This window comes from Nocardia sp. NPDC051756 (genome assembly GCF_040681495.1).
Taxonomy (GTDB): Bacteria; Actinomycetota; Actinomycetes; order Mycobacteriales; family Mycobacteriaceae; genus Nocardia.
The window spans coordinates 474,788-501,446 of the sequence record NZ_JBFAYV010000005.1; the positions used below are offsets into that span (position 1 = coordinate 474,788).

Annotated in this window: 25 protein-coding genes; 13 read left to right on the forward strand and 12 right to left on the reverse strand. The window is 68.2% G+C overall.

Annotation, left to right across the window (positions count from 1 at the left end; genetic code table 11):
- Positions 1–43 precede the first annotated feature (43 nt).
- The 9 genes from AB0M22_RS24175 to yidC all read left to right on the forward strand — a co-directional run bounded on the left by AB0M22_RS24175 (position 44) and on the right by yidC (position 12,634).
- Positions 44–1,849: a long-chain fatty acid--CoA ligase gene (locus AB0M22_RS24175; RefSeq protein ID WP_364730893.1), complete on the forward strand. Its 1,806-nt coding sequence runs from the start codon at positions 44–46 to the stop codon at positions 1,847–1,849.
- Positions 1,850–1,868: 19 nt separating this feature from the next.
- Entirely contained in the window at positions 1,869–3,041 is a 1,173-nt protein-coding gene (locus AB0M22_RS24180; RefSeq protein ID WP_364730895.1) for a helix-turn-helix domain-containing protein, read from the forward strand.
- A gap of 253 nt (positions 3,042–3,294) precedes the next feature.
- Positions 3,295–5,352, forward strand: a complete 2,058-nt coding sequence (locus AB0M22_RS24185) for a CocE/NonD family hydrolase (RefSeq protein ID WP_364730898.1) — start codon at positions 3,295–3,297, stop codon at positions 5,350–5,352.
- Between the two features lie 584 nt (positions 5,353–5,936).
- Positions 5,937–7,238 (forward strand): condensation domain-containing protein, encoded by a 1,302-nt coding sequence (locus tag AB0M22_RS24190; protein WP_364730901.1) that lies wholly within the window; start codon positions 5,937–5,939, stop codon positions 7,236–7,238.
- Positions 7,232–8,686 (forward strand): condensation domain-containing protein, encoded by a 1,455-nt coding sequence (locus AB0M22_RS24195; RefSeq protein ID WP_364730903.1) that lies wholly within the window; start codon positions 7,232–7,234, stop codon positions 8,684–8,686. Before AB0M22_RS24190 ends, AB0M22_RS24195 begins: the two co-directional genes overlap by 7 nt.
- A complete protein-coding gene (locus tag AB0M22_RS24200; RefSeq protein ID WP_364730906.1) occupies positions 8,683–10,065 on the forward strand; it encodes a condensation domain-containing protein in 1,383 nt (460 codons plus the stop codon). Before AB0M22_RS24195 ends, AB0M22_RS24200 begins: the two co-directional genes overlap by 4 nt.
- Positions 10,066–10,262: 197 nt before the next feature.
- Positions 10,263–11,054: a helix-turn-helix transcriptional regulator gene (locus AB0M22_RS24205; protein WP_364730909.1), complete on the forward strand. Its 792-nt coding sequence runs from the start codon at positions 10,263–10,265 to the stop codon at positions 11,052–11,054.
- An 86-nt stretch (positions 11,055–11,140) separates the two neighbouring features.
- Positions 11,141–11,440: a DUF6412 domain-containing protein gene (locus AB0M22_RS24210; protein ID WP_364730912.1), complete on the forward strand. Its 300-nt coding sequence runs from the start codon at positions 11,141–11,143 to the stop codon at positions 11,438–11,440.
- Positions 11,441–11,536: 96 nt separating this feature from the next.
- Positions 11,537–12,634, forward strand: coding sequence for a membrane protein insertase YidC (gene yidC / locus AB0M22_RS24215; protein ID WP_364730914.1), 1,098 nt, complete (start codon positions 11,537–11,539; stop codon positions 12,632–12,634).
- 55 nt (positions 12,635–12,689) lie between these two features.
- Here yidC and AB0M22_RS24220 read toward each other — a convergent pair whose 3' ends face one another.
- The 3 genes from AB0M22_RS24220 to AB0M22_RS24230 all read right to left on the reverse strand — a co-directional run bounded on the left by AB0M22_RS24220 (position 12,690) and on the right by AB0M22_RS24230 (position 13,653).
- Positions 12,690–12,920: a hypothetical protein gene (locus tag AB0M22_RS24220; RefSeq protein ID WP_364730916.1), complete on the reverse strand. Its 231-nt coding sequence runs from the start codon at positions 12,918–12,920 to the stop codon at positions 12,690–12,692.
- Positions 12,914–13,147, reverse strand: a complete 234-nt coding sequence (locus tag AB0M22_RS24225) for a metalloregulator ArsR/SmtB family transcription factor (protein WP_364730918.1) — start codon at positions 13,145–13,147, stop codon at positions 12,914–12,916. Before AB0M22_RS24225 ends, AB0M22_RS24220 begins: the two co-directional genes overlap by 7 nt.
- 122 nt (positions 13,148–13,269) lie before the next feature.
- Positions 13,270–13,653 carry a nitroreductase family deazaflavin-dependent oxidoreductase gene (locus AB0M22_RS24230; protein WP_364730922.1) on the reverse strand — a complete coding sequence of 128 codons (384 nt, stop codon included), beginning with the start codon at positions 13,651–13,653 and terminating at the stop codon, positions 13,270–13,272.
- Positions 13,654–13,744: 91 nt separating this feature from the next.
- On the opposite strand from AB0M22_RS24230, the gene AB0M22_RS24235 reads away from it, so the two are divergent.
- A complete protein-coding gene (locus AB0M22_RS24235; protein WP_364731954.1) occupies positions 13,745–14,251 on the forward strand; it encodes an NUDIX domain-containing protein in 507 nt (168 codons plus the stop codon).
- A 144-nt stretch (positions 14,252–14,395) separates the two neighbouring features.
- Here AB0M22_RS24235 and AB0M22_RS24240 read toward each other — a convergent pair whose 3' ends face one another.
- On the reverse strand, positions 14,396–15,076 hold the full coding sequence (locus tag AB0M22_RS24240) for a TIGR00266 family protein (protein ID WP_364730925.1): 681 nt from the start codon (positions 15,074–15,076) through the stop codon (positions 14,396–14,398).
- A gap of 62 nt (positions 15,077–15,138) precedes the next feature.
- A complete protein-coding gene (locus AB0M22_RS24245; RefSeq protein WP_364730927.1) occupies positions 15,139–15,507 on the reverse strand; it encodes an arsenate reductase family protein in 369 nt (122 codons plus the stop codon).
- 91 nt (positions 15,508–15,598) lie between these two features.
- On the opposite strand from AB0M22_RS24245, the gene AB0M22_RS24250 reads away from it, so the two are divergent.
- Complete coding sequence (locus AB0M22_RS24250; protein WP_364730929.1) at positions 15,599–17,080, forward strand: phosphatase PAP2 family protein; 1,482 nt, start codon at positions 15,599–15,601, stop codon at positions 17,078–17,080.
- A 22-nt stretch (positions 17,081–17,102) separates the two neighbouring features.
- The gene (locus AB0M22_RS24255) at positions 17,103–17,606 is read left to right on the forward strand and encodes a hypothetical protein (RefSeq protein ID WP_364730932.1); all 504 of its coding nucleotides are present in this window, start codon (positions 17,103–17,105) and stop codon (positions 17,604–17,606) included.
- Between the two features lie 50 nt (positions 17,607–17,656).
- Here the strand turns inward: AB0M22_RS24255 and AB0M22_RS24260 are convergent, their stop codons facing one another.
- The 7 genes from AB0M22_RS24260 to AB0M22_RS24290 all read right to left on the reverse strand — a co-directional run bounded on the left by AB0M22_RS24260 (position 17,657) and on the right by AB0M22_RS24290 (position 24,910).
- Complete coding sequence (locus AB0M22_RS24260; protein ID WP_364730935.1) at positions 17,657–18,799, reverse strand: ABC transporter substrate-binding protein; 1,143 nt, start codon at positions 18,797–18,799, stop codon at positions 17,657–17,659.
- On the reverse strand, positions 18,796–19,581 hold the full coding sequence (locus tag AB0M22_RS24265) for an ABC transporter permease subunit (protein WP_364730938.1): 786 nt from the start codon (positions 19,579–19,581) through the stop codon (positions 18,796–18,798). Before AB0M22_RS24265 ends, AB0M22_RS24260 begins: the two co-directional genes overlap by 4 nt.
- Positions 19,581–20,483 (reverse strand): ABC transporter ATP-binding protein, encoded by a 903-nt coding sequence (locus AB0M22_RS24270; protein WP_364730941.1) that lies wholly within the window; start codon positions 20,481–20,483, stop codon positions 19,581–19,583. Before AB0M22_RS24270 ends, AB0M22_RS24265 begins: the two co-directional genes overlap by 1 nt.
- Before the next feature lie 88 nt (positions 20,484–20,571).
- Entirely contained in the window at positions 20,572–21,459 is an 888-nt protein-coding gene (locus AB0M22_RS24275) for an ABC transporter permease subunit (RefSeq protein WP_364730944.1), read from the reverse strand.
- A gap of 106 nt (positions 21,460–21,565) precedes the next feature.
- Positions 21,566–22,600 (reverse strand): TIGR03842 family LLM class F420-dependent oxidoreductase, encoded by a 1,035-nt coding sequence (locus AB0M22_RS24280; protein ID WP_364730946.1) that lies wholly within the window; start codon positions 22,598–22,600, stop codon positions 21,566–21,568.
- Positions 22,601–22,639: 39 nt separating this feature from the next.
- Positions 22,640–24,061 (reverse strand): dihydropyrimidinase, encoded by a 1,422-nt coding sequence (hydA, locus tag AB0M22_RS24285; RefSeq protein ID WP_364730949.1) that lies wholly within the window; start codon positions 24,059–24,061, stop codon positions 22,640–22,642.
- A gap of 12 nt (positions 24,062–24,073) precedes the next feature.
- Entirely contained in the window at positions 24,074–24,910 is an 837-nt protein-coding gene (locus AB0M22_RS24290; protein WP_364730951.1) for a nitrilase-related carbon-nitrogen hydrolase, read from the reverse strand.
- Positions 24,911–25,247: 337 nt separating this feature from the next.
- Here AB0M22_RS24290 and AB0M22_RS24295 point away from each other — a divergent pair, with 337 nt between their 5' ends.
- Positions 25,248–26,657, forward strand: a complete 1,410-nt coding sequence (locus tag AB0M22_RS24295) for an aminotransferase class I/II-fold pyridoxal phosphate-dependent enzyme (protein WP_364730953.1) — start codon at positions 25,248–25,250, stop codon at positions 26,655–26,657.
- Positions 26,658–26,659: the final 2 nt, after the last annotated feature.

The following is a 26,659-nucleotide window of genomic DNA, read 5'->3' on the forward strand; positions in this document are numbered from 1 at the left end:
GACCGGGCATGACCTCAGCCCTTCGCTAGCAGAGGTTAGGTTCTTGGTTTCATCGACAGTCCCGGCGGCCGCCCGCCCGGACACGCTATGTGCGGCGTTCCAGTCAAACGTCGCGAAGTACCCGGACGCGGTCGCGCTGCGCACGCTCGGCGGGGCCGTCTCGATCACCTGGCGTGAGTACGGCGAACGGGTGCAGGCCATCGCGACGGGTCTGGCCGCGCTCGGCATCGAGTCCGGCGACACGGTCGCGATCATGCTGACCAACCGCCCGGAGTTCCACCTCTGCGACACCGCGATCCTGCACGCCGGCGCGACGCCGTTCTCGGTGTACAACACCAACCCGGTCGACCTGCTGGTCTACCAGTTCGGCAACGCGGGCAACAAGGCGGTCATCTGCGAGAAGCAGTTCGCGCCGAAGATCCTGGAGGCGGTCGCCAAGGCCGCCGAGCAGGGCATCAACGTCGAGCACGTGATCTGTGTGGACGAGGCCCCGGAGGGCGCGATCGCGCTCGCCGACGTCGAGCGGGCCACCGCGGGCAGCTTCGATTTCGACGCCACCTGGCGCAAGGTGCAGCCCGACGATCTGCTCACCATCGTCTACACCTCCGGCACCACCGGCCCGCCGAAGGGCGTGGAGCTCACCCACACCAACTTCATCGAAAATGCCAGGGTCCTGGACACTTTCGGCGGCGGCGGACCGGACGACCGGGTGATCTCCTACCTGCCCGACGCGCACGCCGCCAACCGCTGGTTCGCGCACTACCTGACCATCCTCGAGGGCTGCCAGATCACCACGGTGCCCGACTTCAAGCAGGTCGCAACGGCTTTGGCCGAGGTGCACCCGAGCGTGTTCCTCGGCGTTCCCCGGGTCTGGGTGAAAGTCAAAGGCGCACTGGAGGAACGCTTCGCCACCGAGTCGCCGGTCAAGCGCCGCCTGATCGACTGGGCGATCGGCGTGGGCCGCCGGAAGGCCCGCGCCACCTCCGACGGCCGCCCGCTCGGCGCGCTCGACCGGCTCCAGTACGGCCTCGCCGATCGGCTCGTCCTCGCGTCCATCCGCAACGGCCTCGGCCTCGACCGGGTCCGCGTCGCGGTCACCGGCTCGAACGCGATCCCGCCGGAGGTGCACGAGTTCTTCCTCGGCCTCGGCATCCCGCTGTGCGAGGGCTACGGCATGAGCGAGTGCACGGCGGGCGCCACGCTCAACCCGCCGGAGCGGGTCAAGATCGGCACGGTCGGCACCCCGATCGCGGGCGCCGAGGTCAAGCTCGCCGACGACGGCGAGGTCCTGATCCGCGGCAAGATGGTGATGCGCGGCTATCGCGGCGATCCGGCCAAGACCGCAGAGGCGATCGACGCCGACGGCTGGCTGCACTCCGGCGATATCGGCAGCATCGACAGCGACGGCTACCTCTCGATCGTCGATCGCAAGAAAGAGCTGATCATCAACGCGTCGGGCAAGAACATGTCGCCGGCCAACATCGAGAACACGGTCACCGACAACTGCTCGCTGATCGGCACGGTGGTGGTCATCGGCGAGCAGCGCCCGTTCAACACGGCGCTGCTGGTGCTCGACCCCGACCTGGCCGCCGCCTACGCGCAGCGGCACAACCTGCCCGGCAAGACGGTCGCCGAGCTGGCCAAGGACCCGGACATCCTGACCGCCATCGAGCAGGGCATCGCCGCGGCGAACAGCAAACTGTCCAGGGTCGAGCAGATCAGGAAGTACATCGTGCTCCCCGAGGTCTGGGAGAACGGCAGCGACTACCTGACCGCTACTGGCAAACTCAAGCGAAAGCCCATCTCCAGCGGTTACACAGATACCATCGAAGCCTTGTACTCGACTTAAGTCCGGGAAGAAGAACAGCATGATGCCATCGCGGACTCGGGTGTTCGACGATCTCCATCGGCGGACCGCGTCGATGCTCGAAGCGTTCTACGCCGCGCTGCCGCCGTACCAGCGGCTGCCGCAATCGATGGTGGAGACCGACTTCGCCCGGGGCACCAAGCTCAACGTCGACCTGTTCTTCGACTACCTCGTCCGGGGTGAGGAGCCCGCGGAAGAGGACACCAGGGAACTCGTCGAGCTGGCGATGGACCGGTTGCGCGACGGCACCCCGCTGCCGGAAGTGCTGGAGCGCTACCGGTTCGGCGCGGCGTTCATCTGGGAGCGGCTGCGCGCCTCGGCCACCCCGGCCGAGCGCGAACTGCTCTTCGACGCGTCGCTCATGCTGCTCAAGTACGTCACGCTGATCACCTCGCGGATCGCCACCGCGGCCACCCAGCGCGTGCACGACCCGCGCTGGGAACTGCTCGAGCGTCGGCGCGGCATCGCCGACGCGCTGCTCACCGGCCGCGACCCGGTCGAGTGGGCGAACGATCCGGTGATCCCGGTGGCCGACGCCTTCCTGGTCGCGGTGTTCCGCCTGTGCGGCACCCGCGGCGGCCCGGCGTCGGCGCTGCGGCATCGGGTGGAGGCGATTCCCGGGGTGTTCCTGCGGCTCGACGCCGGCGGCTGGACCGCGCTGATCCCGCTGCAGGCCGGCGACGACGGATCGGCCACGCTGTCCGCGCTCACCTCCCGGCTGCCCGCCCAGGAACCGGCCGAACCGCCGCCGTACTGGGTCGGTGTCGGCGCGGCCCGCAGCAAAGACGCGATCCCGGTCATGTACGCCGAGGCGCGCGTGCTCGCCGAACTGGGCCGCTGCCTCACCCGGCGGGAAATCCTGTGCCGCCGAAAGGATTTGCAGTTCGAATACACGGTCGCGGTGAGCGACGCGGCCCGGCCGGGACTCGCGTCGGTACTCGCGCCGCTGGACGCGCAGCCGATGCTGGCGGAGACGCTGGAGGTGTTCGTCGACAGCGGGTTCAATCAGCTGGCGACGGCACGGCAGCTCAACGTGCACCGAAATACGGTGACCTACCGGCTTTCCCGGGTACACGAGCTGACCGGACTCGACCCGCACCGGCCCGCCGACGCGATGACGCTGTCCGCCGCTCGATTGGCCAGGCGGCTCGAATCCGCCGCGTTCGCGCCGTAATCCGCTGCGGCGGCACAACTTTTAGGCACTTTTCCAAAGACACGGCGAATCCCCTTGGGAATTGCCGGTGTTGCGGCACCCCGCTTATGCGTTGTGCTGTGTAGCGACGATGAAGTCAGGTGTGGCTGTCGGACATCCGGACACAATCCGGGATCCAGCGCCCCCGGTTTCGGCACTCGATCCGCGGCATCGATCGGCGGACGGGTAGCCCCCGCCCGGCTTCAACCCCACAGCCCAGCAAAGGTTCAGGTAGTTGAGAAATGCATTCGGGGCGCGGGCCTTCCGCCGCTCCATGCCGGTTGCCGCGGCCGTCACCGCCGTCGGTCTGATCCTTCAGCTCGCCCCTGCGGCAAACGCGGTGCCCACCTCAGGCCCAGTTCCCAACGCACCGGCCAACTTCGGCCTGCCCGCCGACTATCAGCCGACCCCGGAGCGCTACGGCATCGCTTACGAACTGGGACATATCGTTCCGCTGTCCGACGGCACCCAGTTGCAGACCGAGGTGCGCTACCCGACCGACCCCGCCACCGGCCAGCGCGCCGCGGGTGACTTTCCGGTGGTCGTCAACTTCACCACCTATGGCGCGGTGTCCAGCGCGCTCGCCGCCGCGGTGACCAGCGTGGTCGACACGCTGCACATCCCGCTGCCCGATCAGCTCAAGGACGCGCGCCGAATCATCAACCAGGCCACCAGCGCTCAGGACATGCTGGTGCGGCGCGGCTACATCGAGGTGATCGCGGACGTGCGCGGCACCGGCGGGTCGACCGGCGCGTGGAACCCCGCGTCTCAGCAGGACGGCCTGGACGGCGCGCAACTGGTCGACTGGGCCGCGAAACTGCCCGGCTCCAACGGCAAGGTCGGCATGTACGGGTACTCGTTCCCGGCGCTGTCCGCGTTGCGCACGGCCGAATCCGTCTCGCCCGGTTCGCCGTTGAAGGCGATCGTGCCGATGGCCATGCCGAACAACATCTTCAACGAGGTGCTCGGCCACGACGGCATGATGAGCCCGATCCTGCTCACCGCCATCTCGGTGCTGGTGCCGTACCTGAGCCTGATCGGTCCGTTCCTCACCGCGGTGGTCTCGCCGCAGATGTTCCTCGAGACTCTGGTCGATCATCTCCAGGCGGCAGTCTCCTCAGACAGCACGATCAAGTTGCTGATCGAGGCGTACGGCGGCGGCCCGCTGGCCTACGACGGCCAGTTCTGGCAGGACCGCCGGTTCGAGACCGACCTGAACAAGGTCGTCGACAACGGCATCGCCATGTACCAGGTCGGCGGCCTGTGGGATCTGTATCAGGAAGGCCCGTGGCGCAACTACTCCCAGTTGCAGAACCTGGCGGCGGGCAAGGACCAGTTCGCGCCGATGGCGCCGGGGCAGGCCACCGACGGACGGTTCCAGCTGCTGATGGGCCCGTGGTATCACGTCGGGCTCGGCTTCGGGCCCGGGTCGCGGATGGACACCGACCTGATCACGCTGGCCTGGTTCGACCGCTGGCTCAAGGACATTCCGAACGGCATCGACCAGACCGAGACCCCGCTGCACGTCATCGACCCGAACAACATGGCGGTCGCCACCGCGCGCTACCCGTTCGAGCAGGCCGGCGTGCAGCAGCGGTACTTCGACGGCGACCGGCTGGTCGCACAGCCGCCGACGGTCGCGGACGCGTCGGATCGCTTGGATTACACCGGCATCGACACCATCTGTAACCGGCAGAGCCTCGGCCAGTACAGCGCCGGGCTGTTCGATTTCCTGTTCCGCCTGTTCAACGCGTACAACCCGTGTACCGAGTGGGTGCAGGAACCGGTCGCAGGCCGTCGGTACACGATGGACCCGGTGACCGAGCCGACCGTGCTGGCCGGGCCGAGCAGCGTCACCCTGTACGCGTCCTCGACCAGCAACGATGCCGCCTTCCAGGTGTGGCTCGACGATGTCGCGCCGGACGGTTCGGCGGTAAACATCACCGGCGGGTCGCAGTTGGCCAGCCAGCGCACGTTGAACGACGAAAAGACTTGGCGCACAACGGATGGCACCATCTACGCGCCGGAGCACGTGATCCGCAAGGACGCCGAGCAGCTACTCACCCCCGGCGAGGTGACCAAGCTGGAGGTCAAGATCCGCCCGACGTTCTATCGCCTGGAGCCCGGACACGCGCTGCGCCTGCGGATCACCAGCGGCACCTTCCCGTCCACTATGCCCATTCCGACGGATTTGCCGCGTTTGCTCGGTTCGTCCCAACAGCTGCACCGGGACGCGGCCCGGCCGTCCAGCCTGATCGTTCCGCTCGCGCCGGCCTCGGCATTCGGCGGCTGAGACACCGGACGCACCCCGAGTCGGCTTCGTCCGATCCGGGTGCGTCCCAGGTCACGTTTAGCCGGTCTTCAAGTGCGGGAGCTGTAAAGATCATGCAAACCTGGGATGAATTCCAGGTGCATTGAGACACATTGTCCGGCAATCTCTCAGCTACCTGAACATTAAGCGTTTCACATCCTCGCTGGCAGCGGCGTTGCACCCGGCTATTGCGCCGCCCGCAACGCCGTTGTCCGCGATTGTGGGGCAAATACCGGTGATCAGGCTCACCGTCACATTCACCGAGAATTTCTTCTACAGTTTGTCTCGTTCCGGTCCGACGATGACGTCCCGGGACCGTTCGGACAAAGTTCTCGGATGCAGGCCGAAATTCTTGTCACTATTCGGATCGGCAATTCCCTTACCGCGCATGGGGATCGCCGATGGGCAGCTGAAGGTGTGTCATGGAATTCATCGAACTGGCCGATTATCCGTTGCCGAGCGGCCGTGTGATCGAGTGGCTCCCGACTGCCACTTCGCACTGGGCCGACTGGCCGCGAGATACTCGAGCCGTTTCCTATAATCACGAGCATCATCTTCGAGATGCGGTGGAACACAGTCGAATACGGGATCGGCGCCACTACTGGCTCGGTCACGCGTTCCGGATCGACGGACCGCTCGACCCGCAAGCCTGGCGTACCGCCTTGGACGCCTGGATCGACCGGCACGAGGGTCTGCGCTCGCACGTCGCCATCGAGGGCGGCCAGCCGGCCAGATACACGTTGCCGCCCGGTGAGATCCGGGTACAACCGGTCGACGCGGGCGCGCCGACCTCGACGATGGCGACATATCGCCTGGTCAACAGCCTGATCGACGACGGAACGTCACCGCTGCGGTGGCCGTCCTACGTCTGCGTGACCATCGCGGGTCGCACCGGCGTCACCGTCATCTTCGCCGCCGACCACTCGATCATGGACGGCTACTCCAGCGTCTCGACCAGCGGCGAATTGCTCGCGCTGTACAACGCCGCCCGCGCCGGTGAACCCGCCCAGCTGCGCGACACCGGCAGTTACGTCGACTTCAGCCAGGACGAACGCATCCGCGCCGCGGCGACCACCGCCGAGCATCCCGCGGTCGACACCTGGCGGACGTTCTTCCTGGAAGACACCTACAACGACAGTCCGGCCGGCACCCTCAGCCGGGTCGCGGCGGCGCCGATCGATCTCGTCGACACCGCTGAGACACCACGCCGGGGTGCGCAACGCACCCTGTCCGTCGAGCTGCTCGACGCCGATGCCGCCGATGCCGCCGCACGGATAGCGCGCGAGCACGGTCAGGGTCTGTTCGCCCTGTTACTCGCCGCGTTCGCGGTGACCACCACCGAGCTCGGTGCGGGCCGCGATTTCCGCACCGTGATCCCGCTGCACACCCGTTCCCACCCGCAGTGGGCCGAGACACTCGGCTGGTTCGTCGGGCTCGCCCCGTTCCAGCTCGATTGCGGAACGGCGCGCACGCTCGCCGAGCTGATCACCCCGGCAGGCGAGGAACTGCGGCGCACCAACGGCGCGGCGACGGTGCCGTTCGCCAGGGTGTGCGAACTGCTCGGCGCCCAGCCGAGCATCTCGTTCATGGTGTCCTACATGGATATCCGCTCCGCACCCTGCGCGGCGACCTGGACCGAGACCGGTGCCTGCATCCTGCGCAGCAGCAACGTGTCGAGCAACGAGTTCTACTTCTGGATCGCCCGCACCCCGCTGGGCGTGACGCTCAACATGCGTTATCCGGGCACCACCAAGGCAACCCGCGACGTCCACCGCCATGTGCTGCGCATGCGCGACCTCCTCGCCGAGCTCACCCGCTACGGCGATGCCCGAATCCGTCCGATCGAAGGAGCGCCGCTGTCATGGTAGAGATGACCCTCACCGAGCACTGGCAGCCGAAACCCGGCGTGCTACTCGAGTTCACCACCACCGCGACGAGCCAGGCGGCGACCGAAACCACCGCGCCCTCCGACATTCCCGCGACCTACCTGCAGGAATCGCACATTCGCCGCTGGTCGGCGCGCAGGCAGACCAACGACCCGCTCGCCTCCGAGCTCTCGTTCTGCTTCACCGTCGCGCGCCCGCTCGACGCCGAGGCGTTGCGCCGGACCTACATCGCGTTCCTGCAACGCCACGAGACCCTGCGCTCGTGGTTCCGGATCGACGAATCCGACGGCGGGTTCGGGCTGACCAGGTACCTGCTCGACCCGGCGGCGGTCGACCTGGAAACCCATACCCTGGCCACCTTCACCGACAGCGGCGAGCTGCGCGACACCCTGGTCGCGAAGTTCAAGGCCAACGCGAATCCGACGCGCTGGCCCGCGATCGTCTGCTGCGCGATCGACCACGGTGCGGACGGATTCACCATCGTCTACAGCGCCGACCACGCGTTCACCGACGGCATGTCGGTGCTCACGTCGACCTACGAATTCCACGCGCTCTACACCGCGTTCAGCACCGGCCAGGAGCCCGTGCTACCGCCGGTCGGCAGCTACGTCGAGTTCGCCAGGACCGAGCGTGCCGCGGTCGCCGCCCAGCCGCCGGAGCTGGAACAGCTGGCGGGCCTGCTCGCTGAGAAGGGGCACCAGGTTCGTTCGCTGCCGATCGAGCTGGGCCTCGCGCCCGGTGAAGTCGCCGACAGCTTCGGCACCAAGGTCGACATGCTCGACGCGGCCGAGATCGACGCGTTCGCCGCGGCCTGCAAGAACGCGGGCGGTTCGTTCTCCGCGGGGCTGTACGCCGCGGTCGCGCTCGCCGAGTTCGAATTCGCCGGCCGGACCAGCTACCTGGGCATGAACGTGGTCGGCACCCGCAGCGAGCCGCAGTATCAGCTCGCGCAGGGCTGGTTCATCAACCTGATGCCGATCGCGTTCGAGCTCGACGGCGCGCAGCGGTTCACCGAGCTGATCGGCCGCGCCGGGGTCGCGCTGGACTGGACCAAGCCGCTGTCGAACGTCCCGATCCATGCCGCGCTCGACCGGGCGGCCGCGCTCACCGGTTCGCCGCTGCCGGTCACCACGGACTGGCCGTGGGTGTCCTACCTGGACATGCGCGCGGTGTCCGGCCCTGCGCTGGAGGCCGCGATGCCCGGCGTCTCCGGGATCAACGGTCTCGGCTCACGCAGCAAGATCGGGCAGACCTCGCCCATCTGGTTCAACCGTGAGCTGGAGCGGCTGCACGTCACGATGATGTACCCGGACACGCCGGTCGCGCACAAGTCGGCCGCCGACTATCTCGGGCAGATCCGGACCATCTTGCGCGCCATCGCCGAAACCGGTGATTTCGCGGTCACCGCACCAGCTCTCGCGAGGTCATGATGCAGTTGCTTTTTCTCGACCAACTGAATGCACCACCGGGCACCCTGCTCGAATGGGCCGCGGTCGCCGAGCCCGGACCCACGCCCGACGCCACACCCCCGTCCTCCAACCAGGCGATCCACCTGTCCTCGGGCGGGCCGACGACCTGGCTCGCCGCGTCCTTCGACGTGGCAGGCCCGATCGACGAATCCGCATTGCAGACGGCGTTTTCGGTGTGGCTGCCGCGCCACGACGCGCTGCATTGCAGCTTCGAACCGCCGTCCGACGGCAAGCCGCCGTCGGTGCACGTGGTGGTGGACAGCGACATCCGGCTCGTCTCACAGCCTGCAGTCGAGACCGCGACCACCGAGGACCTGCGCACCGTCCTCGGCGACCGGCTCGATCAGGCGTGCTCACCGTTCACCTTCGCGCCGTACTTCCTCGGCGCGATCAGCCGGGCGGACACCTCCACGGTGGTCTGCGGATTCGATCACGCGGTGTGTGACGCCTGGTCGATCACCATCGCGGTGGCCGAACTGGACGAGCTCTACCGGGCGGCCTGCGAGGACGGCCACGACGCTGCCGTCGCGGCCGCCGACCGGCTCCCCGAGCCGGGCAGCTTCCTCACCTACTCGACCAGGGAGGCCGCGATTCCGGCGGCGGCCACCGGTCCGCTGATCCGGTCGTGGCGCGACTTCCTGCACGCCGCGGGCAACGACCTGCCGCACTTCCCGCTCGAGCTCGGCGTCCCCGCGGGGACGCTGGCACCGTTCGGCAGCGACGTCCGGCTGCTGCTCGGCTCGATGGCCACCGACGCGCTGCATCGCAAGTCGCGGGCCGACGGGTATTCGATGTTCGCGGCGCTGCTGGCCGCGGTCGCGATGGCCGCAGCCGAGCTCGGCGGGCGTACCGGGATCGACCTGGTGTTCCCGGTGCACACCCGGCGGGAACCGCGGCACCACAACACCTTCGGCTGGCTGGTGTCGAACGCGCCGGCCCATGTGCCGGTGGCGCACGACTTCTGCGCCACCGCGCAGTCGGCCGACGACGCGGTCCGGTCTGGGCAGCGGCTGGCGCAGGTCCCGGCCAGCCGCGTTCTCGCCGCGATGGGCTCTGACCTGCGCCGGAGCAGGCAGGATCTGTTCAGCGTCTCCTACACCGACTACCGGCGGCTACCGGGCGGATCGCGCAGCGACACGACCCGCACGGTCCCCCGCAATCCGGCCCAGCTCAGTCGCAGCGCACCACTGGACGACGTGCAGCTGTGGTTCACCCGCACCGACGACGGGCTCGCCCTGCGCACCCGTTTCCCGACCACCCCCACCTCCGGGCGGTTGATCGGTGAGTTCCTCGACAAGGTCGCCGCGACCCTGTCCGCAGCGATCTCGGTCCGGGTATGACGGGCCGGTACTCGCCCAGCGTCAACCCGTCTCGACCCGTTGGTCCGGTACCCACTACGACGTGGGTGCCGGGTCGCGGAACGAAGGACCCGTTCGAGCTCCGGCGATCGACAAACTACGACGGCCGGGGAGCCGAACCCGATAGTCTCAGCACAGGATCCAGCGAGGATTTCCCTCGTGAAAGCCGGGAGCGTCCGATGATGAAGGCTCTGGTCAGCAACGACTTCTCGACGTCATCGGACGCCGAAGCCACCGACACGGCACAGTGGCGGGGCACTGCGCTACTTCGGCCCGGCATTCTGGCGTTCGAGGGCGAAATCCTACCGACGGAACTACACGCCCATCACGCCGTGCAGATCATGGCCGCCTGTACCCCGATCTCCGTGGTGGACGGCAGCGGCGTGCGGCAGCAGGGCACGCACATCATCATTCCCACCGACGCGCCGCACCGGGTCTGTGACGGGGCTAGGCACGGTCTCGCGATCTACCTCGACCCGGAGACCATCGCCGGTGCGGCCGCCGACCGGCGCGCGCACCTGCACGGCTGGGTGCACGGGCTGAACGTCGATCCCGCGCACGGCCGGCTGGCCGGGCACGTGGCCGACGTGCTCGCGGATCTGCTGCGGGACAACGCGACCGTAGGCCTCGACGACCGGCACGGCGTGGTGACCGCGGCCTTGCAGTTGCTGCCCGACATGGTCAAGGACGGGTCGGTCCGCGGCTCGGATGTAGCCCGGCAGCTGGGGATCTCGGCGACCCGGCTGACCCACCTGTTCACCGAGCAGGTGGGGATCCCGTTGCGCCGGTACATCCTCTGGCTGCGGCTCTACATCGCGATGAACGGCGTCATGGCCGGTGACGACGTCGACACCGCGTCCGACTCGGCCGGGTTCGCGGACAGCTCGCACCTGACCAGGACGTGCCGGCGCACGTTCGGGCTGCCGCCGTCGATGATGAGCCGCGACGTGGACTGGGACATCAGCCTCTGAGCTGAACCTCCTCGACTGGCCCCGTCGTTCCGGTTTTCGCCGGGATGGCGGGGCACAGTCGCGCGCGGAGCCAGTATGCTCGGAGGATGATCTCGCGGGTCCAGCTGATGACGTATGCGGTTGTCGCATTCGTGCTGCCCGCGCTCGTGCTCTTCGCGATACCGGCCGGCGAGCCCGGCTCGGTGGCCGTGGTCGGTATGGTCGCGGCCTCGCTGTTCGTCGCGCTGGCCACCCTGCACACCACCGCGGCGCTGCCGCTGTTCCAGGTCGGTTCCGGCCCGCCACCGTCCGCGCAACGGCGCCGACGTGGCTCTTTCCTGCGGCAGAGCAATCCGGACACTCCCGGGCGTCCGCGCCCACGAGCGCCAGGGTTCCCGACCGCCTGACGACCGTCTCCGCACCTGCTGCGGGGCGTCGTCGGCGTTGTCGTCGACCCCTTCCGTTCTCGTGCGCGCACGCACGCCCACAGTCAGGTGCTGTCCATGCTCGACTTCGTCTATTACCCGGTGTCCGCCATTCTCTGGGTCTGGCACTACCTCTTCGCCGCCGCGTTCGGACCCGCCAGCGGTCTCGCCTGGGTGCTTTCGGTGATATTCCTCGTACTCACCCTCCGCGCCGTCCTGTTTGTACCTTTCTTGAAACAAGCGCGCACCCAAGCAATTGTCAAAAAATTGCAACCCGATGTTTCCAGACTGAAACAAAAATACAAAAACGATCGCGCCCTTCAGGCGAAGGAAATGCAGAAGCTCTATAAAGACAACGGCATCAATAGCTTCGCGACACTGATTCCGATGATCGGTCAGGTTTTCGTATTCATCGGCCTGTTCCATGTGCTGCGCTCGTTCGATCGCACCGCAGGCCTCAGCCACCTGCCCTTCCAGGCCACCTCGACCCCGATGACGCCGGAGCAGAACGCCGCGACGCCCAACTACGTGTTCAGTGCCACCGACGTGCAGTCGTTCCTGCACGCGAAGCTGTTCGGCGCCCCGCTCTCGGCCATCCTCGGCGGTGCGGGCGATCTCCTGGCAACGGTCGCCGTGGTGGCCGTCCCGCTGATGCTGATCGCCGCTGTCGCAACGCATTTCACCGCGCGGGCCTCGCTGAACCGGCAGGAGAACACCCAGATCCCGCTGATGCGCCCGCTGAGCCTGTGGGCCTTCCCGGCGTTCGCGCTGATCGGCGGCGCGCTGGTGCCGGTGGCGATCCTGCTCTACTTCGTGACGAACAACGCGTGGACATTGGCCCAACAACATTTCGTGTACCACCGACTCGATGCCGAGGCCGCGGCGGAGGCGGCGCGGGTCGCGGCGGTCCGCGCGGAGTCGGCGCCCAAGCCGGGGGCCAAGCCCAACCGCGCACCCTCGACCCCCAAGCCGGGGGCCAAACCGGTCCGCGCGCAATCGGCTACGAAACCCGGCGGCAAGCCGGGCCAGGCGCAGTCGGCAGCCGAGGCCGAACCCGCCCGCGCCCGGTCGGCGCCGAAACCCAGGGCGAAGTCGGTGCACGCGGGATCCGGAGCAAAGTCGGCAGCCAAGCCAGGTCACGCAGGATCCGCGGCAAAGCCGGCCCGCCGTCGATAACGCGCTGAGCTGGGGACGGGGCGGAACCGGCAGTACGGTTCCGCCCCACCGCCGCCTACCGGAACGTGATGACTGCCTTCTTGTTCGGACCATCGGGCAGGCACTGCGCCGTGACCGCACCCTTGCGCCGCGCGTCATCGGTGAGCTTCAGGCATTCGCTCAACGACAGCCCGGGATAAACCTTGGACTGCGGCGCACTCGCCGCCGCCTGACCCACCCCGATCAGCATGCCGAGTCCGCTCGCCACCAGCACCACGAAACCCATTGCCACAGTCCGCTTCACCATGATTCCCTCCCATTTCCCACGCACTTCTCCCCCTGCTTCTCCTCGGTGACCAGCCCGCAATCGCGCAGCACCTTCAGATGCTCGGACACGGTGGGCCGGGCCATGTCGAAGCGCTCGGCGATAGTCTGCTCGCCGTCCAGCAGTCCGTCCAGGACGTCCCGGCGGGTCGGGTCGGCCAGCGCGCCGAACAACAGGTCGACCGTGCCGGCTTTGGTTCGCTGCGGCATGTTCGCGTTCCTGAAGTTCGCTCAGCGCTACCAGGCCTGCGCCGGAGGTGCTTGCAGCACAAAGGAATTGCCGTCCGGGTCAGCGAAGGTGGCCTGCCGCCGCCGAGGTCAGCGGCGGACCGCTACTCGGCCGCGGGCCGTGCTTCGACGTAGTAGGCGGCCGACAACGCCTTCAGCCACGGACGGACTGCTGCGGGCGCCCACTGGGCCGAAGGGTCGTGCAGCACGGCGGGATCCGTCAGCTCTATCGCCCGCCCACGCGTGTGCACCGTGAAAGTGCCTGCCGCACTGATGTTTTTGACCCAGTCGACATTGCGTCCGTAGGTCAGCGCGATCCGGTAGACGCCGCCGCGATGGAACAGCGACACCGGAGTTCGATACTCGCGACCGGACTTTCGGCCCTTGTGCTGCACGAGGGCGAATCCGGGGACGCGGCCGGCGAGCAGACCCGCCGCGGGATTGGTGGCATACCGGTTGAATTTCGCCAGTGCGCGGGGAAGCACCATCGGCGCGGTCCTCTCTCGAGTCTGCGAGCGACGCTAACGCTACTCTCGACCGGTGTCAGCGCAGCCCGAACCAGTACAGCAGAAATCCGAGATGATCGCGGTCTACGACGCGGCGGGTCAGGCGGTCGGCGCCGCCGACCGGGCCGCGGTCTATCGCGACGGACTGTGGCACGCCAGTGCCGGTGTGCTGGTGCGTTCCGGCGACGGCGAGCGGATCTACGTGCATCGCCGCACCGACACCAAGATGGTCTTCGCGGGCCTGCACGACTGCTTGGCGGGCGGGGTGATCGACCCCGGAGAATCGCCGGAAGAAACGGCCGTTCGAGAAGTGGCCGAAGAACTCGGCATCACGCTGACCAGCGCGGATGCGCTACGGCCAGCGGCAAAAGTGGCCTGGGATGGTGAGTGGCAGGGCCGCCCCATGCGCTGCCATCTCTTCGCCTTCGAACTGCGCTACGACGGACCGATCCGCCACCAGGTCGAGGAGATCGCCGACGGCTGGTGGTGGACGGACGCGGAATTGCGTGCCCACCTGGCAGACCCGGATTGGCCGTTCGTGCCGGACACCCGGGTACTCGTCGGCGATCTACTCACCTGAGCGCTACCCCCGGACGCTCGTCTTACTCAACTACGCGGTCAAGCCGCGCTGCCGCTCCCCAGGGACAGCAGGGTGGTGGCAATGTTGGCAAAAACTTCGAGCAATTCCATGGTTCTCCGTATGTCGGGTCTATCGATGGGGCGATTACCCGGAGGAGGCTACCGAACTCGCCCACGCAGCGAAAGCGCCAGGATTTCTCGTCTGCAGCAGCACCCGGCCCGGCCCGACGAAGTCGAACACGAAACCCTCACCGGACTTCAGCGACTGGATGGACCGCCCGACCACCGCGCGCCGGATGGTGAAGTTCATCGCCAGGTCGTAGGCCACCACGTGCCCGGTGTCGATGGTGATCGGCTCGCCCGGTTGCAGATCGATGACGTCGATCGCGCCGAACACACCGACGACGATCTCGCCCTCGCCGTGCGCGCGCAGACCGAAGCCGCCCTCGCCGCCGAACAGGTTCGCGAACCCGCCCCACTTGCTTTCCACCTGCACGCCATGGGAATTCGCGATCCAGCCGCCGCGGCTGATGAAGTACGGGCGGTCCTGGGTGATCTGCAAGTTCAGCATGTCGCCGGGCAGTGCGGGCGCGACGTCCACCCAGCCGCCCTGCTGCGGCGCGGTGAACGTCGAGACGAAGAACGATTCGCCGGCCAGCACCGAGCGCTTCAGTCCGGCCAGGATGCCGCCTTCGGCCTTGGCCGCCAACGTGACTCCCGCCGAATGGGCGACCATGGCGCCACTTTCGACCCGCATCGGCTCGCCGCCCGCGAGGAAGCACCGCGCGATGGTGGACGCCGGGTTGTGGCGCAGTTGTACCTTCATAATCGCCGACCCTACCGCCTGATTCGCGGCGGCAGGGACACCACTATCGGGGTACTTACGGGTTATTCGAGCGACCGCAACGCGGCGTCGTCGCGCGCGACGACCGCACCGCCGTCCGCGGTCAGCACGATGGGCCGCTGGATCAGCCGCGGATGCTCGGCCAGCGCCGCGATCCACCGGTCCCGGTCGGCGGCCGTGCGTCCCCACTCGGCCAGCCCGAGATCCTTGGCGATCTGCTCGCCGGTGCGGGTGATGTCCCACGGCTCGGCGTCGAGCCGCCGCAAGACATCCCGCAGTTCGTCGGCGGTCGGCGGCGCGTCGAGGTAGCGCCGGACCGCGTACTCGACGCCGGCCTCGTCCAGGAACTTGGTGGCGGTGCGGCTCTTCGAGCACTGCGGGTTGTGCCAGATCTCGGTCGGCCCAGATGTCATGCGAGCAGCGTACCGAGCGACATTTCCGCCACGGGCGACAAAGGGGCCGCGACACCGTTTGATTGTCCGCTCGCTGGATAAGCTCGATTCGATGCGTAAACGACTCCGTACGATCAACGCCTTCGACCGCCGCCTGGTGCAGCGCACCGCGCGCCTGCGGCCGTCGCCCGCCGACCAGCTGCTGCGCTCACTCAGCATGAGCGCCAACCACAGTCGCCTCTGGATGGGCATCGCCGCCGTCCTGTTCGTGGCGGGCGGCCGGGCCCAGCGCCGCGGCGCGGTGCGCGGTCTCGCGGCGGTGAGCCTGGCCAGCGGCGTCGCGAACGGGGTCGCCAAGCCGCTGTTCCCGCGCCGGCGACCGCCGGTGGAGGCGGTGCCGCTGCTGCGGCGGCTGGTCAAACCGCCGGTGTCGTCGTCGTTTCCGTCCGGCCATGCGGCTTCAGCGGCGGCGTTCACCACCGCGGTGGCGCTGGAGTCACCCGGCACGGCCGCGGTGATCGCGCCGCTCGCGGTCGCGGTCGCCTATTCGCGCGTGCATATCGGCGTGCACTGGCCCTCCGACGTGGTGGTCGGGGCGGCGCTGGGTTCCGGGGTCGCGCTGGCGACCAGGCGGTGGTGGGCGGTGCGCGACGACGAGCCCGCCACGCTCGGCCCGGCGAAACGGACCGAACCGCTGCCCGAGGGACGCGGCCTGTTGTTCGTGGTCAACCCGTCCTCCGGCACCGACGACGGCGGCGAACTGGCCGACCTGTTGCGCGGTCGCTTGCCCGAGGCGCAGATCCTCGAACTCGAAGGCGATATCGACCTCGTCGCCGAGATCGACGCACGGGTGCGGCGTGACGACATCGCCGCGCTCGGTGTGCTCGGCGGCGACGGAACGGTGTCGACCGTGGCGGAAGCCGCTGTGCGACACAACCTTCCGCTGGCGGTGTTCGCCGGCGGGACGCTCAACCACTTCGCCCGCGACATCGGCGTGGAGAATCCGGTGACCACGCTCGCCGCGCTCGAGTCGGGTCAGCTGGTGCTCATCGACACCGCCCGGGTGCGCCTGGACGACGACGAGGAACGCACCTTCGTCAACACCGCCAGCCTCGGCGGCTACCCCGACTTCGTCCGCCTGCGCGAGCGCTGGGAACGCCGGATCGGCAAGTGGCCCGCGGCCGGAATCGCCATGCTGTGCGTGCTGTTCCGCGCGCAACCGCTGCACGCCACGCTCGACGGCAAGCACAGCGCCCTCTGGATGCTGTTCCTCGGCAACGGCGCGTACCACCCCGCCGATCAGATCCCGATGTCGCGGCCGCGCCTGCACGACGGCACCCTCGACGTCCGCTATCTCCGTGCGGATCTGCGCTTCTCCCGGCTCCGGCTGATCTTCGCGACCTTCACCGGGACGCTGAACCGCTCGGACACCTACGTGCATCAGCGCGTCGGGCGGTTGGACGTCAAGGTCGACGGCGCGCCGGTCTCGCTGGCCACCGACGGCGAGGTCAACCACACGGCCAAGCGCTTGGACTTCGCCAGCCAGCCCGCCGCGCTGGCCGTGTTCCGCGAACTCGACGCCGACGACGCGTGACCGCGGCGACCATACTGGGGTCATGACTGATCAATCACCGGCCGAAAACCCTTATGGCACACCGTCCACCACCGGCCCGGAACCCGTGCGGTCGTATCAGGGCACGGTCAACCAGGTCGTCCGGACGCTGCTGCGCCTGCCGGTGATCTCCGGCTTCATCGGCAAGCACCTGCTGACCCTGCACGTCGTCGGCCGCAAGTCGGGCAAGGTCTACGACGTGCCGGTGGCCTACACCGACCACAACGGCACCCTGCTGATCGGCACCGCCCTGCGGCCGTGGGTGCAGAACCTGCAAGCGGGCGACCCGGTCGAGGCCTCGCTGGGCAGCAAGCCGCGCACCTTCGATCCGATCGTGCACACCGGCGAGCAGGACGTCATGCGGCTGTACGAGATCATCGCCAGGGACAACAAGACCAACGCGAAGTTCAACGGAATCGGGTTCACCGCCGACGGCTCGCCGAACCGGGCCGACCTGTATCAGACCTGGCAGCAGGGTGGCGTGGTCATCGCGCTGACCCCACGCTGAGGCCCCGCGAGACGATCGATCGCGGGGCCTCCTCGCGGCCGGTATCGAACTCACTTACCCCCTTCGGTCAGCGTGACCTGCTTCGGCGCGTAACCCGTGCCGGTCACATCGACGCCACCGGACATCAGCTGCTCCAGTGCCTTCATCACGTAGTCGCTCGTGTAGGCGGCGGCGTCCGGGTCCTTCTTCAACACCGTTGCGCCCTCTTGGTTCTTGGTGTCCTTGGCGATCTTCACCGTCCGGGCCCAGGCCGTGCTGTCGACCATGCCGATGCCCGCCGGTGCCGGCCAGATCAGCTTGTTCACCTCGTTGATCTGCCACTGCTGGTGGGACGCGCCGAGCGTGCTGCCCGCGGCGACGGTGATGTCGCGGCATTTGTCCACGTTGTCCCGGCAGAAGATCCAGCCCTTGAGCGAGGCGGCGATGAACTTCACCGTCTGCTCTTGGTATTTGGCGTCCTTCAGCTTCTCGGTGTTGGCCCAGATCGCGTCCTGGAGCATCGCGACGCCCTCGGCGTTCCAGTCGATGGTCGCGAAATCGTCTGCCGTGTACAGCTTTCCGGTGGCCGGGTTCTTGGTCTCCAGCAGCTGGGCGTACTCGTTGTAGGACATGGCCTGCGCGGCCGCGATGTCCTTGCCCAGGAAGGCGTTCATGTCGAACTGCTGCTGCACCAGCTTGACGTCCTTGGCCGGGTCGATGCCCGCCTTGGTCATGCCGGCGAACAGCTCGAATTCGTTGCCGTAGCCCCAGTTTCCGACCGTCTTGCCGCGCAGCGCGGCCGCGTCGGGGATGTTTTCCGACTTGAACGAGACCTGCTTGGTGCCGGAGCGCTGGAAGATCTGCGCCACGTCGGTGATGCCCGCGCCCGCCTCGCGGGAGGCCAGCGCCTTCGGCACCCAGGCGATGGCGTAGTCGGCCTGGCCCTGCGCGAGCACGGTCTGCGGGACGATATCCGTTCCGCCGTCCAGGATTTCGACGGACAGGCCCTGTTCCTTGTAGAAACCCTGGTCGACCGCGGCCAGGTAACCCGCGAACTGTCCCTGTTTGAACCATTGCAGCTGCAACTTGACCTTGGTGAGCCCGTCGGCGGTCGTGGTGGACCCGCCGTCGGTGGTGCTGCAACCGGTCAGCGCGGCCGCGACCAGCGCGGCGAGCGCCAGACAGGCACGGAATCGCTTGGGGGACTTCATCATCTAGCTCTCCAGAGGGTGGTGCGGGGTCTGCGGGTGAGTTGTTCGAGGAGGAGGACGGCGGCGAGGAACAGCAGGCCGACGAGCACGGCGCCCGCCACATAGGCCCAGGCCCTCGGGTAGGCGGTGTTGGCGGCGGCGGAGGTGATGCGGCTGCCCAGACCGTTCTGCAATCCGCCGAAATATTCGGCGATAATAGCGGCGATCACCGCGCCCGGCGCGGCAATGCGCAGGCCGGTGAACAGGTACGGCAGCGCCGCGGGCAACCGCACGGTGCGGGTGACCTGCCAGCCGCCCGCCGCGTACGACGTCATCAGGTCCGTGTGGACCTGCGGGACCTGGCGCAGGCCCCTGGCGGTGCTGACGAACATCGGGAAGAACACGACGATGGTGACGACCATCCGGCGCGGGGTGTCCGTGGTGGTCGAATACATCGAATTCAGCAGGGGCGCAAGGGCAACGATCGGCACCGCGGCCGCGGCGGCGGACAGCGGCGTCAGCAATCCCTCGACCAGACGGAACCGCACGGCCAGCATCGCCGCGACGATGCCGAGCACCGCGCCGACCAGCAGGCCGATCAGCGCATTGGTGCCGGTGGCGGTCGCGGCGTCGGCGATGCGGCCGAAGTTCTCGGTGAACTCGCTCGCGATCGCGGTGGGCGCGGGCAGCAGGAACGAGGGCACCCCGGCGACGACGGTGAGCACCTGCCACAGCGCCAGCCCGCCGACGCCGAACAGCACCGGCGGCAACACCGTTCGCCATGGCAGCGCCGATTTCCAGGACATCAGACCTCCCGCCCGGCGAGCGGGTCGCCGTGACCGCCGCGCAGCGCCTCGCGCACGGCGGCCACCGCCTCGAAGAACTCCGGGCTGGACCGCACGTCGTCGCCCGCCTCGGCCGCGTCGCGCCGGCCCCAGCCCCCGGTCGGCACGATCTCGGTGATGCGCCCCGGCCGCGGCGACATGACGACCACCCGGTCGGACAGGAACACCGCCTCCGGGATCGAGTGCGTCACGAAGACCACGGCGGCCTCGGTCTCCCCCGCGATGCGCAGCAGCTCACCCTGCATCCGTTCGCGGGTCATCTCGTCGAGCGCGCCGAACGGTTCGTCCATCAGCAACAGCGACGGCTTGGGGGCCAGCGCGCGCACGATCGCGACCCGCTGCTGCATGCCGCCGGACAGTTCGGCGGGATAGCGCTTGGCGAAGTCGGTCAGTCCGGCCATCTCCAGCAATTCCGCACTGCGCGTGCGGCGTTCACTCTTCGGCACCTTGTGCAGTTCCAGCGGCAGTTCGACATTCGCCTGCACGGTGCGCCAGTCCAGCAGTCCGGACTGCTGGAAGGCGATGCCGTAGTCCTGGTCGATCCGTGCGCGGCGCGCGGTCTTGCCGTGCACCGTGACGGTGCCGCCGGTCGGCTGCTCGAGGTCGGCGATGATGCGCAGCAGGGTCGATTTGCCGCAGCCGGAAGGGCCGATCAGCGAGACGAATTCGCCCGCGGCGACGGTCAGCGAGACGTCGGACAGCGCGGTGACCGAGCCGGCGGCGTAGATCTTGCCCACGTCCGCGAGTTCCACCGCGGCGATGCGCTCGGCGGCCGGTACGGCGAGGTCGGCACCCGACTGCTCGGCCGCCGAATCCGGCTCTGGTGTCGCCGTGGCGACGGCCGGTTGTGCCTTGGCGGTCAACGGATACCTCCTGAAAAGCTGCCCGCCCATCGAGGCGGACGGTGATAGTGATGCGCGGGGCCGAGTTCGACGGTCCCGGCGCGGTCGTTCATCGAGCCGCTCCCGGCGAGCCGCTCGCCCCGGCAGGGCGGCTGTAGCGACGCAATGCCAGTTCGGCGAGGCCGACGACGGCGGTGACCGCGACTCCCAGCAGGGCCGCGGCCAGCACCGCGGCATAGAGCCTCGATGCGTCGCCGGTGGCCTGCTGGGCGAAAACGATGATCTGCCTGCCGATTCCACCCGCGGTGCCGGTGGAGATCTCCGCGACCACCGCGCCGATCACCGAGGCTGCGGCGGCCAGTCGCAAGGCGGGCAGGAAGTGTGGGACGGCGGAGGGAAACCGCAAGTGCACCAGTGTTTCCCACCAGCTGGCCGAATAGCTGTGCAGCAGTTCGACCGACGCTTTCGACGGCGCCTGCAAACCACGCAGCATGCCGACCGCCACCGGGAAGAATGCCAGGTACGACGCGATCACCGCGATACTCATCCACGGCCGCCACGGCTCACCCGCGATCACGATCTTGCCGCCCCATCCGGCCACCAGCGGGGCCAGTGCGATCAACGGAACCGTTTGCGACACAATGATGTACGGCAACAGACCACGTTCGACCCAGCCGAAGCGCTGCATGAGAATGGCCAGCGCCACGCCGACCACGGTGCCGATCAGCAGCGCGAGCAAGGCCAGTCCGAAGGTGAATCCCGCTGTCCGCAGCAAGGTTTCGCCGACCGTGCCGGAGTTGTCCCGCTCGCCGAGCACCGTCACCACCGACCACACGTGCGGCAGCGCGCCATCGCCGGTACGCGGCAGGATCCGCTGGTCGCCGATGCTCACACCGCGTTCCGGGACAACGAGTTTCACCAACTCCCAGAGCGCGAGCACCAGCACCAGAACGGTCACCGCGTAGACCACGCGGGCCGCTCCAGGCTTCCTCCTCATTCGTCCTCCACCCGCACGGCGACCGCCTGCTCATCGACTCGATGCGGACCGAACTCGATCAGTGCCAACGCCATCGCCGCGGCGACACCCGCGATCAACGCCGTCATCACGCGCCTTCCGTCGCGGTGACGGGGTGGGCCAGCCGGGGCAGCACCGATTCGCCGTACGCCTCGAGCGTCGCGGTTTTCGCGTCGTGTTGCAGGTAGACCGCGAACTGGTCCACGCCGAGCTTCTCCAGCTCACGCAGCCGGGCCAGCTGGTCGTCGGGCGTGCCGATCAGGCAGAACCGGTCCACGATGGCGTCGGGGACGAAGTCCGCGTGCGTGTTGCCCGCGCGCCCGTGCTGGTTGTAGTCGTAGCCCTGCCTGCCCGCGATGTATTCGGTGAGCGCGGCCGGAACATCGCTGCCCGCACCGTATTTCGCCACGATGTCGGCCACGTGGTTACCGACCATGCCGCCGAACCAGCGGCACTGTTCGCGGGCGTGCGTCAGCGCGGCCTCCGATCCGTCGGTCACGTAAGCCGGTGCGGCGACACAGATCCGCACCGAGCCGGGGTCGCGCCCCGCTCGCTCCGCGGCGGCCCGCACCCGCGCGATGGTCCACGCGGTGATGTCCGGGTCGGCCAGCTGCAAGATGAATCCGTCGGCGACCTCGCCGGTCAGATCCAGTGCGCGCGGGCCGTATCCGGCCATCCAGACCTCGAGCCGGGACGCGCCGGCCCACGGGAACCGCACGATGGTGTCGCCGACCCTGGCGCTGCGGCCGTTACCGAGCTCCCGGATCACCTCGATGGCTTCGCGCAGGGTGGCGAGGGTGGTCGGCTTGCCGCCGAGGGTGCGCACCGCCGAGTCGCCGCGGCCGATGCCGCACACGGTGCGGTTGCCGAACATGTCGTTCAGCGTGGCGAAGGTCGACGCGGTCACCGTCCAGTCCCGGGTGGCCGGGTTGGTCACCATCGGGCCGACGACGACCTTCCTGGTGGCGGCCAGGATCTGGCTGTAGATGACGTAGGGCTCCTGCCACAGCAGGTGCGAGTCGAAGGTCCAGACGTGCGAGAACCCGTGGGTCTCGGCCTGCCTGGCCAGTTCGACCACCCTGGAGGCGGGGGGTGTGCATTGCAGCACCACACCGATGTCCATGCGGCACTCTCCGTTTCGAAGTCGGAGACAGCTGGGCTGTCAGATCAGGTTCTGCGACAGTTCACGTTTGACGAACCGGCCGTGCCCGGCGCGGCCGAGATAGTTGCCGTCGTCGATGACCACGCGGCCGCGGGAGAGCACGGTGTCGACGTGGCCGTCGATCTCGAAGCCCTCATAGGCCGAGTAGTCCATGTTCATGTGATGGGTCTTGCCGAGGCCGATGCTGGTGTGCCCGTTCGGGTCATAGATCACGATGTCCGCGTCGGCGCCCGGACTGATCACGCCCTTGCGCGGGTACATGCCGAACATCCTGGCCGGCGTGGTGCAGCAGACCTCGACCCAGCGTTCGAGCGAGATCTGCCCGCTCTTGACGCCCTGGAACATCAGGTCCATCCGGTGCTCGACGCCGCCGATCCCGTTCGGGATCTTGCTGAAATCGCCGATGCCCATTTCCTTCTGGTCCTTCATGCAGAACGGGCAGTGGTCGGTGCTGACCGTGGTCACGTCACCGGTGCGCAGGTAGCGCCACAGCTCGTCCTGATGGCCCTCGGCGCGCGAGCGCAGCGGCGTCGAGCAGACCCACTTGGCGCCCTCGAAACCCGGTGCGCCCAACTGTTCTTCGAGCGAGAGGTACAGATACTGCGGGCAGGTCTCGCCGAACACGTTCTGGCCGTTGCCTCGTGCGGTGGCGATCTGTTCCAGCGCCTGCTTCGCCGACACGTGCACCACGTAGAGCGGCGCACCGGTCAACTGCGCCAACATGATCGCGCGGTGGGTGGCCTCCTCCTCCATCTGCCACGGCCGGCTGGTGCCGTGGAAGTAGGGGGCGGTATCGCCGCGCGCGATGGCCTGCTCGACCAGCACGTCGATGGCGATCCCGTTCTCCGCGTGCATCATCAGCAGCGCGCCCAGGTCGCCGGCCGACTGCATGGCACGCAGGATCTGGCCGTCGGTGGAGTAGAAGACGCCCGGATAGGCCATGAACAGCTTGAAGCTGGTGACGCCCTCGGACACCAATTCGCTCATGCCCTTGAGCGATTCGTCGTTGACCTCACCGATGATCTGGTGGAAGCCGTAGTCGATCGCACACTTGCCCGCGGCCTTCTGATGCCAGGCGCCGAGCGTGTCCTGCAACCGCTCCCCCGGCGTCTGCACGACGAAGTCGACGATCGTCGTCGTACCGCCCCAGGCAGCGGCGCGGGTGCCGGTCTCGAAGGTGTCGGACGCCTCGGTGCCGCCGAACGGCATCTGCATGTGCGTATGTCCGTCCACGCCACCGGGAATCACGTATTTCCCGGTCGCGTCGATGACCACCTCGGCGGTCGCGGTGAGGTCCGCGCCGAGGGCCGTGGATCCGGGTTGTACTACGGCGACGATTATTTCGCCGTCCACCAGCACGTCGAGCAGTTGCGATCCGGTGGCCGAGACCACCGTGCCGCCGTGGATGAAGGTCAGAGTCATCTCGTCGCCGATCTAGGGAGCCACCAGCGGACCATAGGCATCCGGCCTGCGGTCGCGATAGAAGGCCCACCGGTCGCGCACCGTCTTGATCAGATCCAGATCCAGGTCGCGGATCACCAGCTCGGGATCGGTGTCCGAGGCCACCTCGCCGACGAACTTGCCCTCCGGATCGACGAAGTAGCTGGTGCCGTAGAAGTCGTCGTCGCCGTACTCCTCGATGCCGACCCGGTTGATCGCGCCGATGTAGTACTCGTTGGCCACCGCGGACGCCGGCTGCTCCAGCTTCCACAGGTAGCCGGACAGGCCGCGCGAGGTCGCGGACGGGTTGAACACGATTTCCGCGCCGGCCAGGCCCAGCGCGCGCCAGCCCTCCGGGAAATGCCGGTCGTAACAGATATAGACGCCGACCTTGCCGACCGCGGTATCGAAAACCGGCCAGCCCAGATTGCCCGGCCGGAAGTAGAACTTCTCCCAGAAGCCGTTGACGTGCGGAATATGGTGTTTACGGTACTTGCCCAGGTAGCTGCCGTCGGCGTCGATCACCGCGGCGGTGTTGTAGAGCAGGCCCGGTTGCTCCTGCTCGTACACCGGCAGGACCATCACCATGCCCAATTCCTTTGCCAGCGCGGCGAATCGGTCCGTGGTCGGACCCGGCACCGACTCCGCGTACGCGTAGAACTTCGCGTCCTGCAACTGACAGAAGTAGGGGCCGTAGAACAGCTCCTGGAAGCAGATCACCTTCGCGCCCTGCGCGGCCGCCTGACGGGCGTAATCCTCGTGCGCTTTGATCATGGACTCTTTGTCGCCGGTCCAGTTCGTCTGGACGAGCGCGGCTCGAACGATTCCCATGCTTTGTTATACTTCACGCCGAACCAATTCGGTTGTGTTACAAGATTGCGGAAACAGTTTCGTAGCCGTAAACCTCGAGCCTGGCCGTAGTTCCGGCGCCACACCCGACGCAGAATGACGGTGTGAGCGAGCGAATCGGAGGCCCAGCGCCCATGCGCCCGACGCCTGCTGCCGCCGGGACCGCAGCCCAATCCCGCCCCAGCGACCGCACTCCGCGGGTCGACGTGGGATTCCCGCACTCTCTCTCGGGATCCGCACCGGCTTTAGCGCCCTATTCCGGGTGCGGATCCCGAGAGTGGGTGCGGCTGGCGATGTCGGGTGCGAGGGAGGTGGGGGTGTGACTAGTGGGGCCGCGGCCGCGGGGAATGAGACCGGGCGGTTTGTTGCGGATCTGGATGATCGGACGCCGGCGGGGATTGCGGCGGCGGTCAGCAGGCAGATTCGGTCGGGGGCGTTGACGCCGGGATCGAGGCTGCCTACCGTTCGGGAAGTCGCGCGCGAGCTGAAGGTCTCGCCGGCGACGGTGAATCAGGCGTGGCGGGCGCTGGCCTCGGCCGGGGCGATCGTCGCGCGCGGGCGGGCGGGCACGTTCGTCGGCGCGCCGGTCGCCACCAGGCCGGTGACCGCCGTCGGGCGCTACCAGCGGCTGCATCCGCCGTCCTACAGTGCTTTCCGGATCGACCTCTCCCGTGGCACACCCGATCCCGAACTGCTGCCCGATCTCGGTGCGGCACTGCGCGATCTGACCCGCGAGGGGGCCAGTGATCTCGCCGCCGACTATCTCGGCGAAGCGGTGCTGCCGGAGCTGGCCGCGAAAGTCCGGGCGGACTGGCCCTTTCGCGCCGAACGGATCGCGGTCCTGGACGGTGCGCTCGATGCCGTCGATCGCCTGCTGACCGCGCACGTCCGGCTCGGTGACGCGGTGGCGGTCGAAGATCCGTGCTTCCCACCGTTTCTCGACCTGCTCGCCGGACTCGGCGCACGACCCGTCCCCGTCCGGATGGACGAATCCGGCCTGCTGCCCGCCGAACTCGCCCGCGCCGTCACCGAACACGGTGCCACCGCGCTCATCCTGCAACCCCGCGGCCAGAACCCCACCGGCGTCTCCCTCACCGCGCGCCGCATCCGCGAACTGTCCGACATCCTCCTCGACACGAACACGCTCGTCATCGAGGACGACCACTCCGCCGGAATCGCCGCCGCCCCACTGCGATCCCTCGGCAGCCGGCTCCCCCGCCGCACCGTGCACGTCCGCTCGTACTCCAAATCGCACGGCGCGGACCTACGCTTGGCCGTCGCCGGCGGTCCCGCCGATCTCCTCGATCCGGTCGTCGAACGCCGCATGCTCGGCGCGGGCTGGACCAGCCGGCTCCTGCAACGCGTCCTGCTGAGCATGCTCGACGACGAAACCGCCATCCACGCCGTCACCACCGCCCGCGCCGAATACCGCAGGCGCTCAGCCGAACTCCGCCGCGCCCTGACCCGCCGCGGCGTCACCGTCGCCCGCGGCGACGGCATCAACCTGTGGCTCCCGGTCGCCGACGAGAACGCAGCCATGATCTCCCTGGCCGCCGCAGGCATCAAAGCCGCCCCCGGCGGCCCCTTCATCGTCGGCGACCCCCCACCCACCGACCACCTCCGCATCACCATCTCCCCCCTCGCCGACGCCGACCTCGACTGGCTGGCCACCGAACTAGCCGCCGCAACCACCGCCGTCCCCACCTACCGCCGCATCCGCCGCACCTGAGC

Excerpts from the sequence above, each read along its gene's own strand:
- AB0M22_RS24280 (WP_364730946.1), bottom strand. The coding sequence starts at position 22,600 with ATGGACATCGGTGTGGTGCTGCAATGCACACCCCCCGCCTCCAGGGTG.
- AB0M22_RS24230 (WP_364730922.1), bottom strand. The coding sequence starts at position 13,653 with ATGGTGCTTCCCCGCGCACTGGCGAAATTCAACCGGTATGCCACCAAT.
- AB0M22_RS24210 (WP_364730912.1), top strand. The coding sequence starts at position 11,141 with ATGATCTCGCGGGTCCAGCTGATGACGTATGCGGTTGTCGCATTCGTG.
- AB0M22_RS24180 (WP_364730895.1), top strand. The coding sequence starts at position 1,869 with ATGATGCCATCGCGGACTCGGGTGTTCGACGATCTCCATCGGCGGACC.
- hydA (WP_364730949.1), bottom strand. The coding sequence starts at position 24,061 with ATGACTCTGACCTTCATCCACGGCGGCACGGTGGTCTCGGCCACCGGA.
- AB0M22_RS24205 (WP_364730909.1), top strand. The coding sequence starts at position 10,263 with ATGATGAAGGCTCTGGTCAGCAACGACTTCTCGACGTCATCGGACGCC.
- AB0M22_RS24200 (WP_364730906.1), top strand. The coding sequence starts at position 8,683 with ATGATGCAGTTGCTTTTTCTCGACCAACTGAATGCACCACCGGGCACC.
- AB0M22_RS24225 (WP_364730918.1), bottom strand. The coding sequence starts at position 13,147 with ATGCCGCAGCGAACCAAAGCCGGCACGGTCGACCTGTTGTTCGGCGCG.
- yidC (WP_364730914.1), top strand. The coding sequence starts at position 11,537 with ATGCTCGACTTCGTCTATTACCCGGTGTCCGCCATTCTCTGGGTCTGG.
- AB0M22_RS24245 (WP_364730927.1), bottom strand. The coding sequence starts at position 15,507 with ATGACATCTGGGCCGACCGAGATCTGGCACAACCCGCAGTGCTCGAAG.
- AB0M22_RS24275 (WP_364730944.1), bottom strand. The coding sequence starts at position 21,459 with ATGAGGAGGAAGCCTGGAGCGGCCCGCGTGGTCTACGCGGTGACCGTT.
- AB0M22_RS24235 (WP_364731954.1), top strand. The coding sequence starts at position 13,745 with ATGATCGCGGTCTACGACGCGGCGGGTCAGGCGGTCGGCGCCGCCGAC.
- AB0M22_RS24260 (WP_364730935.1), bottom strand. The coding sequence starts at position 18,799 with ATGATGAAGTCCCCCAAGCGATTCCGTGCCTGTCTGGCGCTCGCCGCG.
- AB0M22_RS24220 (WP_364730916.1), bottom strand. The coding sequence starts at position 12,920 with ATGGTGAAGCGGACTGTGGCAATGGGTTTCGTGGTGCTGGTGGCGAGC.
- AB0M22_RS24250 (WP_364730929.1), top strand. The coding sequence starts at position 15,599 with ATGCGTAAACGACTCCGTACGATCAACGCCTTCGACCGCCGCCTGGTG.
- AB0M22_RS24240 (WP_364730925.1), bottom strand. The coding sequence starts at position 15,076 with ATGAAGGTACAACTGCGCCACAACCCGGCGTCCACCATCGCGCGGTGC.
- AB0M22_RS24265 (WP_364730938.1), bottom strand. The coding sequence starts at position 19,581 with ATGTCCTGGAAATCGGCGCTGCCATGGCGAACGGTGTTGCCGCCGGTG.
- AB0M22_RS24290 (WP_364730951.1), bottom strand. The coding sequence starts at position 24,910 with ATGGGAATCGTTCGAGCCGCGCTCGTCCAGACGAACTGGACCGGCGAC.
- AB0M22_RS24195 (WP_364730903.1), top strand. The coding sequence starts at position 7,232 with ATGGTAGAGATGACCCTCACCGAGCACTGGCAGCCGAAACCCGGCGTG.
- AB0M22_RS24255 (WP_364730932.1), top strand. The coding sequence starts at position 17,103 with ATGACTGATCAATCACCGGCCGAAAACCCTTATGGCACACCGTCCACC.